Below are 15,674 nucleotides of genomic sequence, written 5' to 3'. Positions count from 1 at the left end.
GTCAGGTTACCGGGTCGAGCAGGTCGTCGAAGACGTGCGGGAGCTGTTGCCAGCCTTCTCTGCCCGCCCGGTACTCGTCGTCGGTGAGGAGGCACGCGTCGAGCAGGGAGAGCAGTCCGTCGCGGTCCAGGCCGGGCGAGGTGAAGGTGAGGTACTGGCAGCGGTCACCGTGCTCGGGGTGCCAGTCCAGGGAAGCGGCGAGCCGCCGTTCGGCAGGCACCATCTCCCACGCGGCGTCGGGCAGAGCGGCCAGCCAGGGACCCGCCGACTCCACACACAGGGCGCCTCCCGCCGCGTCCCAGGACAGCAGGGTGTCGGGGCGGTCGGCCAGCCAGAAACGACCACGGCTGCGCGCGGCGGCACAGGTCAGGTCCTCCAGAGCGGCGTACAGACGCTGCGGATGGAAGGGCCGGGTGCGCCGCCAGACGAGGGTGGTCACGCCGTGTTCGTCGCACTCCTGCGGCAGCAGCGCGCAGGCTGGGTGCAGGCGGGCGGCGGCCGCCGCCACGTCGAAGCCTGCCAGCAGAGCGGGCCCCAGGGAGCCACCGTCCAGGCGAAGCTTTCGCGCACCCGGTGTGAGCTGGGCGAGCAGAGCATGGTCGGTGTCGTCGGCGCTCTCCGCTGACGCGCCGTTGTCGACGACGGCGATCACCGTCGGGTGTTCCAACTGCCGGGCGAAGGTGTCGGCGACGGTGCGCTGGTCGGTCGGCGCTGCGGCGGGGCCCACATCGGCCAGGTCGTCACCGTTGCAGAGGTACGGCAGGACGAGGGCCGGGTCGACCGCGGTGGCGACGCCGGTCAGAGACAGCGGGACGCCCGCGGCCGCGATCACCGCGGCCATCGCCTGAGGCTCGACCGAGTCCCACAGTTCCACGACCGCCAGCCGGTACCTGCCCTCGTGCGCGAGCCGCAGCAGTTCGGGAACCAGGTCCTCACGCAGGGCGCAGCACGCGCAGTCGTTCACCAGGGACGCGTCGCCGCTGCTCACCAGACCTTCGGCGTCGCGGACCGTGCGGTGCACCGCACGGTCGGCGGCGGACGTCAGGTCGTGGTGCAGCGCGATGGAGCCGGGGACGGTGCGCAGGATCTCCTCGACGGCGGCGCTACGGGCGTCGGCGTGCAGCCCGCCGACGATCGCGACGGGCAGCCCGTTCATCGTTCACCTCGTCCGCGGCCGTAGCGCCGGTCGAAGCGCTCGACCCGTCCCGCGGTGTCCAGGACGCGCTGGGTGCCGGTGTAGAAGGGGTGGCTCGCCGAGGAGATCTCGACGTCGATGACCGGGTACGTGTTGCCGTCCTCCCACTCGACGGTCCTGTCACTGGTGGCCGTCGAGCGGGTGAGGAAGGCGAAGTCGGCGGCCCGGTCACGGAAGACGACCGGGCGGTACTCGGGGTGGATTCCGGGCTTCACGGCTCTCAGCGCTCCTCACGGAAGTCGACGTGGCGGCCGGCGATCGGGTCGTACTTGCGCAGCGTCAGCCGGTCGGGGTCGTTACGGCGGTTCTTGCGGGTCACGTAGGTGTAGCCGGTGCCGGCGGTGGACCTCAGCTTGATGATCGGGCGGACTTCGTTTCGGGCCATGCACAGCACCATACATGATTCTGGTTTTCGTTTTCATTTAGCTGCTAGTGTGCTGGCGTCATCGACCCACCGAGGAGGAACCCATGTCCGCCCACTGCCAACTCACCGGCCGGCAGCCCGGCTTCGGCCACCACATCTCCCACTCACACCGGCGCAGCAAGCGCCGCTTCGACCCGAACATCCAGCGCAAGCGCTACTGGCTGCCGAGCGAAGGCCGGCACGTCCGGCTCACCCTGTCCGCCAAGGGCGTCAAGACCGTCGACGCGATCGGCATCGAGGCCGCGGTGGCCCGCATCCGCGCCCAGGGAGGGAAGGTCTGATGGCGAAGAAGAGCAAGATCGCGAAGAACGCGCAGCGGCGGCTCGTCGTAGCACGCTATGCCGCGCGTCGAGCCGCACTGAAGGCGATCATCTCCTCACCTCGCAGCTCCGAGGACGAACGGGGCGCTGCCCAGCGGGAGTTGCGTCGGCAGCCCCGTGACGCCAGCGCCACCCGCGTCCGCAATCGCGACGCCGTGGACGGACGCCCCCGCGGCCACCTGCGCACCTTCGGCCTGTCCCGCATCCGGATGCGCGAGATGGCCCACGCCGGTGAACTGCCTGGCGTGACGAAGAGCAGTTAGTGAGCAAGGACGCGCGGACCGCCGCGGAATGCGCTCTCTGAGGGAAGGGGGAACGTCCAGAACGGCCGCGCGTGTTCGGCCTTTTACTGGTTCCAGCTCTCGTCGTACGGATCGCGCGGTGTCGGTACCGGCACCGCCTCCGTGACCCGCACATACGGGATCGGGCGGTTGTTGACCGGGTCCCTGGTCTGCTTCGGGGTGTACGTGCCCCTCACCCGCAGCCAGGTGTCCGGTTGCAGGACCGGCGGGACGTTGCCCGTCAGGGCGAGCTTCACGGGCTGTGCGTCCGCGGCGCAGCAGTTCAGGGACATGCGGACCAGGAACGGTGTGCCCTCGGCGTCCAGGGCGACGAATCCCGTGATCTGCACGGTTCGTCTGCCCAGTGACCGGCCGTGGTCGTACACCGCGCGGCCCGCGTAGTCGACCAGGCTGATCGGCACGGGATCCGAGTCCGGAAGTTTCGAGTAGCCGTACGGCTGCTGCAGCGCCGTACCGGCACGCATCGCGCTGAAGGAGCCGAGTGCCGGCGGCGCCACCAGGATCAGGGCCAGGAGAGGGATCAGGAGGAGCCACGAGACGCGTGGTTCTCGGTGTCCGTGATGGTCGTCCATACGGTGGTCATGTTCATCACCGACGTCTGAGCCTTGCTCATGAGTCCGGTGGGACTGCGCGTCTTCGAGTCCGTGCTGCTGGATGCGTCTCCGCCGGCTCTTGACGTCGTACCACACCACTGCCAGGGCGCCCGCCATGAGCACGGCCCCCGCCGCCAGCAGCAGCGGCCGAAACCCTGCCTTCACGTATCGCAGATACAGGTCCGTGATCCCGGCATGCAGGGTTACCGCGCCGACCAGGAACATGACCACCGCCTGGGCCTGCCGGTTCACCAGAGCACCGCCCCTGTCAGCACCGCCACCACGACCGCCAGCAGGAATGTGGCCGGGGCGAAGCGGAACGCGAAACCGCGGCCGAAGGTACCCGCCTGCATGGCGAACAGCTTCAGGTCGATCATCGGGCCGACCACCAGGAACACGAGCTTCGCCGTCAGCGAGAACTGCGTGAGGGACGCCGCCACGAACGCGTCCGCTTCCGAGCAGATCGACAGCAGCACGGCCAGAACCGCCAACGCGGTCACGGCAGCAAGAGGGTTGCCCGCCGCTGTGCGCAGCCAGCCGTCCGGGGCCGCCGCCTTGAGCGTCGCGGCCGCCATCGCCCCCAGGACCAGGAAGCCGCCCGCGTGCATCACATCGTGCCGGACCGAGTCCCAGAACGCCTCCCCCTTGCTCTGCCCTTCGTGGCTCGCACGGGCCGGCGGACGCAGCCACTCCGTGCGGCCGAGCCGCTGCCACAGCCAGCCCATGGCGCACGCGACGAGCAGGCTGGCCGCGAAACGCCCCAGCACCATGTCCGGATGGCGCGGGAAAGCCACCGCCGTCGCCGTCAGCACAACCGGGTTGATCGCCGGGGCGGACAAGAGGAACGCGATGGCCGCGCCGGGCGTCACCCCACGACGCACCAGCGCACCCGCCACCGGGACCGACGCACACTCGCAGCCCGGCAGCACCGCGCCCGCCAAGCCCGCGACCGGCACGGCCAGCCCCGGGCGGCCGGGCAGTGCCCGGGCGAAGAACGAGGGAGGGACGAAGACGGCGAGCGCCGCGGACAGCAGGACCCCCAACACCAGGAAGGGCAGGGCCTGGAGGACCACCGCCACGAACACCGTCATCCAGCTCTGCATCACCGGAGCGGCCAGGGCCCTGCGCATCGGGCCCTGCACCATCACGATCAGGAGCAGGACCGTGACCAGCGCGACGGAGGAGTTCAGGTGCCGACCGTCACCGGCCGCGCGTTCCACCCGTTCCGCACCGGCACGCCCGTTTGCGGTCTCCGCCGGCCGACCCCGGTCATCTGGAGCCCGTGGCATCGCGTGCTGATCGTCCATCCCGGTGGTGGTGGCTGGTCTCGTGGCGGCCACGGGTACGGCACCTCCGGCGGGCAGTGTTTGCGGGAATGGCTCCTCCTGACTACGGCGGCCGTGGCCCAGGCGTTCAGCGCGCGCTCGAACCGTGGGCACCGAGTGCTCGCCGAGGCCGCACCGGCACACCACTGAACCCTGGTTGCAGCACCGTCCGCGGTTCCGTCAAGTCACGGTCGGGCCGAATTTCGGCCACGACTCCCCCAGCAACGGCACATGAACACTTCAGGAAAGGCAAAGGAACGTTCCGGTTTCAATGACTGTCTTGTTGTCGTGGCCCCGACATCCATACGGTCTGCGCGGCCCCGGCGCACACCCCGCGTCGAGGTCGCATCGCGCACCCCCCACAGCCCTTCCCGGTTCACCCACCATGCGGAGGACGTACGTTGCGCAGAACCGTTTCCCTCACTGCCGTGGCCGCGCTGGCCACGACCGCTCTTGCCCTGGCCGCCCCCGTCGGCCAGGCAGCCCAGAACACCGCCTCACCGTCCCACGGCGTCACCGTCGCCCACGCCTGCGCCGCCCCGACGAAGAAGGGCGAGATGGCCTGCAACGCCCTGCAGGTCACCGCGGGCACCCCGCAATCGGCACACGCCGAGAGCGCACTGACGGCGGCAGCCGCTCCCTCGGGGTACGGCCCCGCCTCGTTGCAGGCGGCGTACAACCTGCCGTCGGCGAGCGCAGGTTCGGGCCAGACGGTGGCCATCGTCGACGCCTACGACGACCCGAACGCCGAGTCCGACCTCGCCGTCTACCGCTCCCAGTACGGCCTGCCCGCCTGCACCACCGCCAACGGCTGTTTCAAGAAGGTGGACCAGAACGGCAGCACCAGTTACCCGCGTGGTGACTCCGGCTGGGCCGAGGAGATCTCCCTCGACCTCGACATGGTCAGCGCGGCCTGCCCGAACTGCAAGATCATGCTGGTCGAGGCCAGTTCGGCCAGCATGACCAACCTGGGCACGGCCGTGAACACCGCGGTGCGGCTGGGTGCGAAGTTCGTCTCCAACAGCTACGGCGGCTCGGAGTCCTCGAGCGACGCGACGTACGACTCCTCGTACTTCAACCACCCGGGCGTCGCCATCACCGTCTCCTCCGGCGACAACGGCTACGGCGTGGAGTACCCGGCCGCGAGCAAGTACGTGACAGCGGTGGGCGGTACGTCCCTGACCACCGCCTCCAACGCGCGCGGCTGGACCGACAGCGTCTGGAGCGGGGCCGGCTCCGGCTGCTCCGCGTACGACGCCAAGCCCAGTTGGCAGAAGGACACCGGCTGCGCCCGCCGCACGGTGGCGGACGTGTCAGCGGTCGCCGACCCGAACACAGGCGTCGCGGTCTACGACAGCTACCGCTCGGCCACCGGCTGGATGGTCTTCGGCGGCACCAGCGCCTCGGCTCCCCTGATCGCGGCCACCTACGCGCTGGCCGGCGCCCCGTCCTCCGGCTCCACGCCGGCATCCTTCCCCTACGCGCACACCGCGGCGCTGTACGACGTCACCAGCGGCTCCAACGGCACCTGCGGCGGCTCCTACCTGTGCACCGGCACCACCGGCTACGACGGCCCGTCCGGTCTCGGCGTCCCCAACGGCACCGCCGCCTTCACCGGCTGAACGGCGCCATTGCACTGAGCGGGTAGTCAGTTCGCAGCATGCGGGGGACCAGCGCTCCGCCGCCGCCTTCTCGCGGCGCTCCTGGTCCCCCGCGACCGGGCCCGGAGCCGGCCACAGCGTCGGCCCGGGCCGACGGCGCATCCCAGTGGTCATGCCGGGAGGAAGCTCCACCAGGACGGGACGTCGCCCGGGCACGACGGGGCGGGGTTCCGCTCTGGCGTTGACGACGGTCAGGGCGAGGGGTGGCGGCGACGCGACACGAAGGCGTGGTCCGTCGTCGCGGCCGTGCTCGCGGAGGGGCTGACCTACGATCACCGCCCCGGCTGCGGCTGCTCGGAGCTCCCGTCCTTCCGGCCCCGGACCCGAGCTGAGGTGCGCGTCAGGCGATGGGCGGCCGAGCGGCTGGACCTGCCTGTGTCGGTGGCCCTCGCTCGCCGCGACGCCTTCACCCCGGAGAGCCGCGACGAGTAGCCACCCTCCGGCCGGCGGTCTCTAAGCGGTGACGGGGCGCCCGTGTTCCGCCTTGTCCGTCGGTCGTGGCGTGGTACCGGCGGCGTGGCAAGGCGGGGTGTGCGGGCGCCCTCCGTCGGGCGGTGAGCTGGCGGTCACCAGGTCGGACAGTGCTGAGCGGAAGCCGGTGAGGAGGCGGTCGGCGTCGCTTGGAGTGAGCAGGCCGGCGCGGCATTCAAGACGTCCCGACAGCCGGCCTTCGCCGTGCAGCAGGGACAGGGTGACGGGGTACTTCGCTCGGTCGGGGGTCACCGGAACCCTGCGGCTCACCAGGCCGTCGAGGTGGACCGTGGGGGCGTCGTCGACGCTCAGATACAGCGGGGGGAAGTGCGGCGGCAGCGGCAGCCGTGCGCGCAGTGCGGTGAGGAGCCGGGGGAAGGGAATGTGACCGTGGCCCCTGACGGCTCGGTCGAACTCGTCGCGTACCTGGTCCAGCAGTGCCCGGTCGGTCGTCGTTGTCGATCGGAGCGGACCGAGCAGGACGGTGTTCAGCAGGCAGCCCACGACGCTTTCCGACTCGGGTGTGTCGCGGCCCGCGACGGCGACGGCGAGCGAAGTCCGGTCGGGTCCGAGCACGGCGGCCAGGGCGCGGCGGTAGGCGGTGCACAGGAGGACGAACGGGGTGTGCCCGGCCTGTGCGGCGGCGGTGGACGCCGCCTGCGCGAGATCGTCCGTCAGTTCGAACTCGACTGTGTGCACGTCCCCTTGGGCGAAGCTGTCGGTGTGGTTGTCCAGCGCCGTGTCGAGTAGCGGGGTCAGGTCCTCCACCGCGCGGGCGAGGTCTGGCTCCCGTTTCCGGTCGGTCTCGTCCCCTTGCGCCCAGGTGTTGATGTCGCAGAGGGTGACGGGCCCGGGATCGGATGGTGCGCCGGGCGTGTTGTGGAACCGGCAGAGGTCGTCGAGGAAGAGCCGTAGGCCCCATCCGTCCATGATCAGGTGATGCCAGGCCAGGAGCAGGGCGGACGGTGCGGCGCCGGGCGCGTTGAACAGCACCGCGCGCAGCAGGGGCCCGGTGTCGGCCTGTACGGGCCGGGCGGCTTCCTGCCGGGCCAGGGTGAGGGCCGCGCCCGGTGGCAGTTGTGCCGGCAGGTTCCGCACGGTGAGGGCGATGCTGTGGCGTCCCAGGACGAGGTGGGGCTCTCCGTCTCGGGTCTCCACGGCGGCGCCCACCGCGGGGTGCCGCCTCGCGGCGCTGCGCACTGCGTCGGCCAGGCGCTGGACGTCGAGGTCCCCGGTCAGTTGCAGGCAGTGGGTCTCGGTGTAGAGCAGGGGGTCCCCGGCGAGCTGCTCGTGGGCGAGGATCGCCCGTTGACCGGCGCTGAGGGGGGCACGGGTCCGGCCCGTCTCACGGTCGGCGTCCGGGTCGGGGTGCGGCGGGGCGGTGGCGAGGGTCGCGGCCAGGTCGCCGGCGGACGCGGCGCGCAGGACGTCCTCGACGCTGACCGAGCGGCCGGTCTGCTCGCGGAGCCGGGCCACGGCACGGGCGGCTCCCAGGGAGGTGCCGCCGAGTTCGGCGAAGGTGCGTCCGGGGTGTACGGGGCTGCCGGTGGCGTGTTGCCAGGCGCGGGCCACCGCGCCGAGGAGACTCTCGTCGTGCGGGAGCGCGTCCTGCGCGCCGGGGAGGGGTTCGGCGGTGGTGGGTGACCCGGCGAGCGCCTTGCGGTCGAGCTTGCCGTTGGGGGTGAGCGGGAAGTCATCGTAGGCGGTCACGGTGGAGGGGACCATGTAGTCGGGCAGGGCGCGGGCCACGAACGCGCGCAGGGCCAAGGGGTCGACGCTGCGGCCCGGCACGGGGACGACGTGGCCGACGAGGCGCGTGTCACCGGGGTGGTCCTCGCTCACGGTGACCGCTGCCCGGGCGACGCTGTCGTGCTGCTCCAGGACGTTCTCGATCTCGGCGAGTTCGACGCGGAAGCCGCGGACCTTGACCTGGAAGTCGACGCGTGTGAGGTAGGTGAGGGTGCCGTCCGGCTCTGCGCGCACCAGGTCCCCGGTGCGGTACATGCGGGTTCCGGGGGGTCCGAAGGGGTCGGCCACGAAGCGCTCGGCCGTCAGGGCGGCCCGGCCTAGGTAGCCCTGCGCGAGCCCGGCGCCGGCGAGGTAGAGTTCGCCGGCCGTCCCGGCGGGCACGGGTCGGAGTGCGTCGTCGAGGACGTACACCTGGGTGTTTCTGATGGGGCGCCCGATGGAGCCCGGGGCTGTGGTGCCGTCGACGGTGTGGGCCGTGGACCAGATCGTCGTCTCCGTGGGGCCGTAGAGGTTCGTCACGCGGCGGCCGAGGGCACGCATGCGCTCGGCGAGGGCTGCGGGAAGGGCTTCGCCACCGACGAGCATGTCCAGTCCGCGGACGGCGTCGGGCACCTCGGCCACCAGGGCCTGCCACAGGGAGGGGGTGGCCTGGAGAGTGGTGGCACCGGTCCGGGTGAGCAGCCCGGCCAGGGCCCAGGGGTCTCGTACCTCCTCGGGTGCGGCAAGGACCACGGTGGCGCCGCAGGCCAGCGGCAGGTACAGCTCCAGGGCGGCGATGTCGAAGGCGACCGTGGTGACGGCGACCAGGCGGTCGCCGGGGGCCAGGGGAAAGAGCTCGCGCATGGCGGCGAGGAAGTTGGCCAGTGCGGACCGGGGGACGACCACACCCTTGGGGCGGCCGGTCGACCCGGAGGTGTACAGGACATAGGCGGGCCGATCCGGTTGCTCGGCCGCTGACGCACGGGAAGGCTCCGCGGACGACGGCGCGACCTGCGGCTCCCCGGGCGACAGCAGGAAAGGTGCCTCGGGCGGCGATGGGAAGGGCGCCTCGGGCGACGGCCGGCCGTCCCGCACCGGGATGAGCGGAAGGCCGGGGGCGACCGTGGCCGCGAGGCGCCGGGCGTCCGGGTCGGCCGCCGTCAGCAGGGCCTTCGGCGCGGCGTCGGACAGGACGTGGGCGAGCCGCTGAGCCGGGTGGTCCGGGTCGGCGGGCACGTAGGCCGCGCCGGTCTTCAGGACCGCGAGGAGGGCCACGAGCAGGTCCGCCGCACGGGGCAACAACAGCGCCACCCGGTCCTCGGCTCCGATACCCCGGTCCGCGAGGACGCGGGCCAGCGCCTCGGCGCGTGTGTTCAGCTCCGCGTACGTCAGCCGGGTGGTGCCGCAGATCAGGGCGAGCGCGTCCGGGGTGCGTCCGACCCACGTCTCGAACAGTTCGGCAGGCGAGGGGTCGTGGGGCGCGGCGGGGGCGGCCGGCCAGATGTCGTCCGCGCGTTCGGTGACGTGGTCCAGGCAGCCCTGACGGCCGTCCGGGCCGTGCACAGCCGTCCATCCGGCGGGAGTCGCGGTGCCGGCCGGCCAGAGGGAGAGCCGGCCCCGGTCATCGGCGAGCACCAGGTAGGCGGTCTCCGGGGCCTCGAAGGGGTTGGTCACGATCTGCCTCCGTGCGCCGCGGCGTGCAGGTGGCCACGGCTTGGTGTGCGGGCGTCCGTACGCTCCGCGGATCGGTTGGCGCGCTGCCGTTCAGGGCGCCGTGACGGACGGCTGCGGGGCCTGGTCGCGTCGGGCGGCGCCTCGGTTGCGGGCCGCGCCGGCCGCCAGGTGTCCCAGCGCGGTCAGTGCGCCGAGCCCCAGGCATCCCAGCCACAGGCCGCGGTCGGCGTGCTGCAGGACGTAGCCGCCCAAGGACGGGCCGATGAGGCCGGCCACGTTGTACGACACCGTGAAGAACGCCTGATAGCGGCCGCGCATGTGGTCGGGCGAGAGCGAGGCCGCAAGGGCGGGCCCGGTGGCGGCGTTGAGCATCTCACCGGTGGTCCACACGAGCGTCGAGACGACGAAGAAGGCCGCGGATTGCCCGACCGCGATCACGGCGAACCCGCCGCCCATGAGCGCGGCGGCCAGGGCGAGGACCCGTTCGGGCCGCCGCTTGTCCACCAGGCGGGGCACGAAGAGCTGTCCGAGGACGATGACGACGCCGTTGAGGGTGATGAGCCAGCCGTATGCGGCAGGGGGCAGGCCGGCGTCCTGCACGGCGAGCGGCAGTGTCGACATGTGCTGCATGAACACCACGCTGAACAGCACCGCCAGGCCCACCAGCGCCAGGAACGGGCGGTCGCGCAGGACGACATCCACACCGCCGCCGCGCTCGGAGCGGCCCGTGGCTGCCGTGGCCGATGGCGGCCCGGCCGTTTCGCGCGCGGGTTCGGGCACCGCCAGGAAGACGACCACGGCCGCGAGCAATGTCGTCCCCGCGTCGAGCAGGAACAGCAGCGTGTAGTCGACGTCGATGACGAACCCGGCCAGTGCGCCGGCGACCGAGAAGCCGAGGTTCACGGCCCAGAACTGCAAGGAGAAGGCGCGTGGCCGGTGTTCCTCGGCCACGAGGTCGATCATCAGCGCGTTCACCGCCGGCCGGATCATGTTGCTGGCCATGCCCACGCCGACGGCGAGCAGCAGGATGCTCGCCCGGTCCCGGGCGAAGCCCAGCCCGGTCATGAGGACCACGGTGGCGAGGTTGCCGCTGAGCAGGGTGCGCCTGCGGCCGAGGAAGTCGGCGACGAATCCGCCGGCGAGCGTGCCGAACATGCCGCCGCCGCCGAAGGCGAGGCCGACGACCAGACCGGCGAAGGAGGCGGAGAACCCGCGTTCCTTCGTCAGGTACATCGACATGAAGAGGATGACGAAGGAGCCGAGCTGGCTGACCAGGGTGGCGCCCCACAGGAACCAGAAGGCGCGCGGCAGCCCTTGCGTGGCACGCGCCGCCCGGTTGCGCAGCCCGGTCATGTGCTGCTCCCGGGGCCGCAGTCCGCCCCGATGGCCTCGGCCACGGACGCGGCGAGGCCCGCGCCGAACACGCTCGCGTCCGCGACCAGCCGCACCGCGGCGCCCCTGCCGTCGGCTCGTTCGGTGCCGTAGACGCGCAGGGCACCGTGCAGCCGGTAGGCGCCCATCGGCGGTATCTCCAGGGCCCTGCCCGGCCGGCCGCCGATCCGCGGCGGCTCTTGCTGCGTCAGGTAGTTGAACAGGGCGTAGGGCGGCAGGGGTTCGCTCGGCAGGTAGCGCGCCCCGTACCACTGGGGTTCGAGACGGCGGACGACCTCGGCGTGATGCAGGGGGTGGCCGCGCAGGGACCGGAAGACGGCCTGGGTGACCTCGTGGACGGTGTCGTCGGTGGTGTCGCCGACCGTGAAGGAGGCAACCTGCCAGTTGGAGAGGAACCCGGCCATGTTCAGCTTCTCGGGGCTGGATCGGCGGGAACTCTGGAGCAGGAAGCGCAGGGGCGCCGTGCGGTCCGCTGGTTCCAGCACGCGCAGCAGGGCGGTGGAGACGGCGGCGAGGACCCGGGCGGAACGGCCCAGCGGGGTGCGGGAGTACGGGGCGCCGGGGTCGAAGTCGACCGTGGTGTGGGCGGTCTCGGGTGCCACCGCGGCGCCGGCCGGGCGGGCGAGGTGCGGGTGCAGCGGCGGGTAGGCGGCGCCGCCGGTGGTGCGCCGCCAGTAGTCCAGGACTTTGCCCGCGGCGGCGGAGTCGGCCGCCTTCAGTTCCTCGTGGAAGAAGGCGTCCGCGGGGGCGGGGGGCGGTCCGGCGGGTTCCTCACCGCGCAGCAGGCCGAAGAAGTCCGCTACGACACGGTGGTAGCTGTGGCCGTCGATGACGAGGTGGTCGATGCTCAGGCCGATCAGGGTCTCGTCCGCCCCCTGGCTGACGACCAGCCGGGCGAGCGCTCCGCCGATCAGGCCGAGGGGCGCACACAGCACGCCGAAGAAGTCCTCCGGCGAGGTGACGGCGAAGGTCTGTGCGGTGACGGTGGCGGCGTCGTCGCGGTGGCAGGTGAACGTGCCCTCCCCCGTGCCCTCGAAGACGCTGCGCAGGGTGTCGTAGCGGGCGACGACCGCGTGCCAGGCGGCCCTGGCCCGCCGTATGTCGACGGCGCCGGGGAAGGACCAGGCGAAGGTGGGCTGGTCCTGGCTCGGCCGCCCTGATGCCCACAGGGTGAGCCGTTCGCGCTGCGCCAGGGACACCGGTGGCGCCGAAGCGCCGGGCGCGGAGGGCGGGGCGGGGTCAGCAGTCATCGAAGGGGTCCTCACACATGCGTCGCAGGGCGTCGAGAAGGTGCTCCGCGAGGGCGGTACCGAAAGCGGGGGTGGTGCGGGTGCGGTCGACCCGGACGGTCAGTTCCCAGTTCTTGTCCATCGGCTGCCGGCCCACCTCGACGACGACGGGGAAGCTGGTGCGGTCGCAGAACCACCAGTCGACGACGTGCACGGCGTGCAGCTCCGCGAGCGTGTCGAAGGGCCGGAAGTCGGTGTAGTTGAAGAGCACGGAGAACGGGGCGCCACCCGCGAGGGCCTGGATGTCCGCGAGCGGGAAGCGGCGGAACGGGGCGCTCTCCCGTTCCTCGGCGAACACGGTCCGGATCAGGTCCGCCCAGGTGCCTCCGGGTGGTGCGGCGCGCAGCGGCACGCTGTTGAGGAAGAGTCCCAGAGCCTGTTCGCCTCCGGCGGTCTCCGGACGGCCACCCGTGACGACCCCTGTGACGGGCCGCGGGTCGCCGGTGGCCGCGCGCAGTGCTCGCAGGTGGGCTGCGAGGTACACGGACTTGACGGGCACGCCCAGGCGGTCGCCCACCGCGCGTACGGCGTCGACGAGGTCAGCGGGGAGCCCCATCCGCTCGTCGGGGTCCAGGGCCGGGGTGGTGTCGGCGGCGTCGGGCGGGGGCAGCCGGGTCGCACGGGCGTCGCGCACGACGCGGGTCCAGTGGTCCCGGGCGGCTTCGGACCGGCTGTCGGCGCGTTCGAGAGCGACGTAGGCGTGATACGGCAAGGTGGGCGCGGCCGCTGGTGCGGGGGCCGGGTCCAGTTCGCGGGCGTAGGCGGTGATCAGCTCGGTGACGAGGAGGGCGAAGCTCCAGCCGTCGAGGATGCTGTGGTGGGCCGAGAGCGACAGCTGGAAGGTGCCGTCGTGATGGTCGTGGACGTGGCAGCGCCACAGGGGTGCGCCCTCCAGCGTGAACGCCTGCTGCCACTGCCCCCGCCACCAGGTCCTGACCGCCTCCGCCGCGGTGGCCGCCGGGGGCAGTTCCTCCCCGTGGTGCAGGGGCACGGTGACGTGGTCGTGCACCAGTTGCAGGGGCTCCGCGTAGCTGCCGAGGTCGAACGTGGTGCGCAGGATGTCGTGCCGTGAGGCCAGTGTTTCGAGGGCGCGGTGCAGGGCGTCGGGGACGAGCGGGCCTTGGAGGCGCACGCTCACCAGGTCGTGGTAGAGGGTCGGGTCCCCGGCGAGCTGGGACTCGAAGATCATGCCGAGCTGGAGGGAGGTCAGCGGGCAGGCCGTGGTGACGTCCGGAGGCAGCGGGTCGGCGCCGTCCGGTGCCGCGCCGCCGGCGGTTGGCTCGGTGGCCTCGGCGGGAGCGGTGATCGCGTGCGGGGCGAGGGCGGCGACGGTCGGGTGCTGGAACAGGTGCTCGACCCTGAGGTCGATCCCGGCCTCGCGGGCCAGGCCGACGACGTGCAGCGCGACGAGGGAGTCCCCGCCCAGTGCGAAGAAGTTCTCGTCGGTGCCGAGCCGTTCGCGGCCGAGGGCCCTGCTCCATATGCGGACCAGGAGCTGCTCCACGGATTCACCCGAGCCGGGCCGCGGTACGTCCGCGGGCGCCTGCGGTGGGGCGGGCAGGGCCTTGCGGTCCAGCTTGCCGTTCGGGGTCAGCGGGAAGGAGTCGAGGAGGACGAGGGCCGAGGGCACCATGTGTGCGGGCAGCCGCTCGGCAAGGGCCCGGCGCAGGTCGTCCGCCGTTGCCGTGGCCGTCGGTGCGAGCACCGCGTAACCGGCGAGCACCGGCTCGCCGAACGCGTCGGTGCGCAGCGTCACCGCCGCCTCCCGCACGCCCTCCAGGGCGCCGAGCGCCGCCTCGACCTCGCCCAGTTCCACGCGGAAGCCGCGCAGCTGCACCTGGTCGTCGGCGCGTCCCCGGAACTCCAGCTCGCCGTCCGCCGTGAGCACCGCCAGATCGCCGCTGCGGTAGAGCCGTTCACCCGGGTCGCCGAACGGGTCGGGCACGAAACGCTCGGCGGTCAGCGCCGGCCGGCCGAGATAGCCCAGGGCGACACCGGTGCCGCCCACGTGGATCTCGCCCGTGTCACCGGGTGCCACGGGGTTGCCGGCGGGGTCGAGGAGGTGGACGCGGACCCCGGGCAGCGGGCGTCCGATGGGGCTGCGTGCGGTGAGGCAGTCGTCGGGGGTGAGGGTCTTCCAGGTGACGTGCACGGTCGTCTCGGTGATGCCGTACATGTTGACCAGGCGCGGGCGGTCGGTGCCGTACCGCTCGATCCAGGGCCGCAGTCCGGCCGGGTCGAGGGCTTCGCCGCCGAAGACGGTCAGGCGCAGTGCGGTGTCCGGGAAGTCGGCCGCCTCGGCGGCGCGGAGCAGCTGCCGAAAGGCCGTGGGGGTATGGCTGAGGACGGTGACGCGTTCGGCGCGCAACAGCCGCAGGAAGGACTCCGGGGAGCGGCTGGTGGCGTAGGGCACGACGACGAGGCGCCCGCCGTGCAGCAGTGCGCCCCACAGTTCCCATACGGAGAAGTCGAAGGCGCAGGAGTGGAAGAGCGTCCACACGTCGTCCGAGTCGGCAGCGGCGATGCCGAGTTCGTCCCGGCACCCGTCGAAGAGGCGGACGACGTTGGCATGGGTGACGACGACGCCCTTGGGGGTGCCGGTGGACCCGGAGGTGTGGATGACGTACGCGGGGTCATGCGCGCTCGCGCCGCACCCTGGGTCGGTGTCGCTCTCCCCCGCCGCGTCCTGCGCGGACAGGTAGTCCGTGCCGGGGAAGGCGCCGCGGTGCCGCTCCTGCCCCACGACGACGCCGCACCCGGTGTCGTCCAGGGTGAAGCGGAGGCGCTCGGCGGGGTAGGACGGGTCCAGCGGTACGTAGGCGGCACCGGACTTCAGGACCGCGAGGATCGCCACCACCAGGTCGGCGGAGCGGTCCGCACACACCCCGACGAAGGCGCCCGGTCCCGCGCCCCGGCGCAGCAGCGCGTGCGCGAGCCGGTTCGCCGCGCGGTTGAGCTGTGCGTAGGTGAGGGTGCGCGGCCCGTCGGTGAGGGCGACACGGTGACCGGCGCGGGCGGCGCGGTGTTCGAAAGTCCCGTGCAGGGTGCCGGTGGCACTCCCCCTGGCGTCGGTGCCGGGGTGGGGGGCGGTCATGCGGTGGTCTCCCGCCGGGTGGTGAGCGGGCGGATGTCGGTCCACACCTCGGCGATGTGATCGAGGCACTCCTGGTGCGACCCGCCGAAGCCGAGGGGCCGCCAGCCGGCCGGCCGGGTCCGGTCGGCCGGCCACAGCGAGTGCCCGCCTTCGTCGTTGACGACGACATCGAAGCGGCGGGTGGGGTCCTGTGATTCGTACATGAC

The 15,674-nt window shown here is 72.4% G+C and carries 13 protein-coding genes; 3 read left to right on the top strand and 10 right to left on the bottom strand.

The window, feature by feature from the left end; all coding sequences use genetic code 11:
- Position 1: 1 nt before the first annotated feature.
- Genes ACZ64A_RS07950 through rpmG form a run of 3 tightly spaced genes read right to left on the bottom strand, consistent with a single transcriptional unit; the run spans position 2 to position 1,580 of the window.
- Positions 2-1,156 (bottom strand): GTP-binding protein, encoded by a 1,155-nt coding sequence (locus ACZ64A_RS07950; protein ID WP_469808905.1) that lies wholly within the window; start codon positions 1,154-1,156, stop codon positions 2-4.
- Positions 1,153-1,410, bottom strand: coding sequence for a type B 50S ribosomal protein L31 (locus ACZ64A_RS07945; RefSeq protein WP_469808904.1), 258 nt, complete (start codon positions 1,408-1,410; stop codon positions 1,153-1,155). The genes ACZ64A_RS07950 and ACZ64A_RS07945 overlap by 4 nt, the downstream gene beginning before the upstream one ends.
- 5 nt (positions 1,411-1,415) lie before the next feature.
- On the bottom strand, positions 1,416-1,580 hold the full coding sequence (gene rpmG, locus ACZ64A_RS07940) for a 50S ribosomal protein L33 (RefSeq protein WP_469808903.1): 165 nt from the start codon (positions 1,578-1,580) through the stop codon (positions 1,416-1,418).
- An 83-nt stretch (positions 1,581-1,663) separates the two neighbouring features.
- Here rpmG and rpmB point away from each other — a divergent pair, with 83 nt between their 5' ends.
- Both rpmB and rpsN read left to right on the top strand, forming a co-directional pair.
- On the top strand, positions 1,664-1,900 hold the full coding sequence (gene rpmB, locus ACZ64A_RS07935) for a 50S ribosomal protein L28 (RefSeq protein WP_469808902.1): 237 nt from the start codon (positions 1,664-1,666) through the stop codon (positions 1,898-1,900).
- Complete coding sequence (rpsN, locus tag ACZ64A_RS07930) at positions 1,900-2,202, top strand: 30S ribosomal protein S14 (RefSeq protein WP_469808901.1); 303 nt, start codon at positions 1,900-1,902, stop codon at positions 2,200-2,202. Before rpmB ends, rpsN begins: the two co-directional genes overlap by 1 nt.
- An 83-nt stretch (positions 2,203-2,285) precedes the next feature.
- Here rpsN and ACZ64A_RS07925 read toward each other — a convergent pair whose 3' ends face one another.
- Entirely contained in the window at positions 2,286-3,086 is an 801-nt protein-coding gene (locus ACZ64A_RS07925) for a TIGR03943 family putative permease subunit (RefSeq protein WP_469808900.1), read from the bottom strand.
- Entirely contained in the window at positions 3,083-4,141 is a 1,059-nt protein-coding gene (locus ACZ64A_RS07920) for a permease (protein ID WP_469808899.1), read from the bottom strand. The genes ACZ64A_RS07925 and ACZ64A_RS07920 overlap by 4 nt, the downstream gene beginning before the upstream one ends.
- 419 nt (positions 4,142-4,560) lie before the next feature.
- On the opposite strand from ACZ64A_RS07920, the gene ACZ64A_RS07915 reads away from it, so the two are divergent.
- Positions 4,561-5,781 (top strand): S53 family peptidase, encoded by a 1,221-nt coding sequence (locus ACZ64A_RS07915; protein ID WP_469808898.1) that lies wholly within the window; start codon positions 4,561-4,563, stop codon positions 5,779-5,781.
- Positions 5,782-6,273: 492 nt separating this feature from the next.
- Here the strand turns inward: ACZ64A_RS07915 and ACZ64A_RS07910 are convergent, their stop codons facing one another.
- From ACZ64A_RS07910 to ACZ64A_RS07890, 5 genes are all read right to left on the bottom strand, one after another.
- Complete coding sequence (locus ACZ64A_RS07910; protein ID WP_469808897.1) at positions 6,274-9,693, bottom strand: amino acid adenylation domain-containing protein; 3,420 nt, start codon at positions 9,691-9,693, stop codon at positions 6,274-6,276.
- 90 nt (positions 9,694-9,783) lie between these two features.
- Positions 9,784-11,046 carry an MDR family MFS transporter gene (locus ACZ64A_RS07905; RefSeq protein WP_469808896.1) on the bottom strand — a complete coding sequence of 421 codons (1,263 nt, stop codon included), beginning with the start codon at positions 11,044-11,046 and terminating at the stop codon, positions 9,784-9,786.
- Positions 11,043-12,335: a condensation domain-containing protein gene (locus ACZ64A_RS07900; RefSeq protein ID WP_469808895.1), complete on the bottom strand. Its 1,293-nt coding sequence runs from the start codon at positions 12,333-12,335 to the stop codon at positions 11,043-11,045. The genes ACZ64A_RS07905 and ACZ64A_RS07900 overlap by 4 nt, the downstream gene beginning before the upstream one ends.
- On the bottom strand, positions 12,325-15,468 hold the full coding sequence (locus tag ACZ64A_RS07895) for an amino acid adenylation domain-containing protein (protein WP_469808893.1): 3,144 nt from the start codon (positions 15,466-15,468) through the stop codon (positions 12,325-12,327). The genes ACZ64A_RS07900 and ACZ64A_RS07895 overlap by 11 nt, the downstream gene beginning before the upstream one ends.
- Positions 15,465-15,671 carry an MbtH family protein gene (locus tag ACZ64A_RS07890; protein WP_469808892.1) on the bottom strand — a complete coding sequence of 69 codons (207 nt, stop codon included), beginning with the start codon at positions 15,669-15,671 and terminating at the stop codon, positions 15,465-15,467. Before ACZ64A_RS07890 ends, ACZ64A_RS07895 begins: the two co-directional genes overlap by 4 nt.
- Positions 15,672-15,674 lie beyond the last annotated feature (3 nt).

This window comes from Streptomyces sp. NPDC104814 (assembly GCF_055583185.1).
The sequence above is the reverse complement of the archived record's forward strand: the minus strand, read 5'-3'. Positions and strand labels throughout refer to the sequence as shown.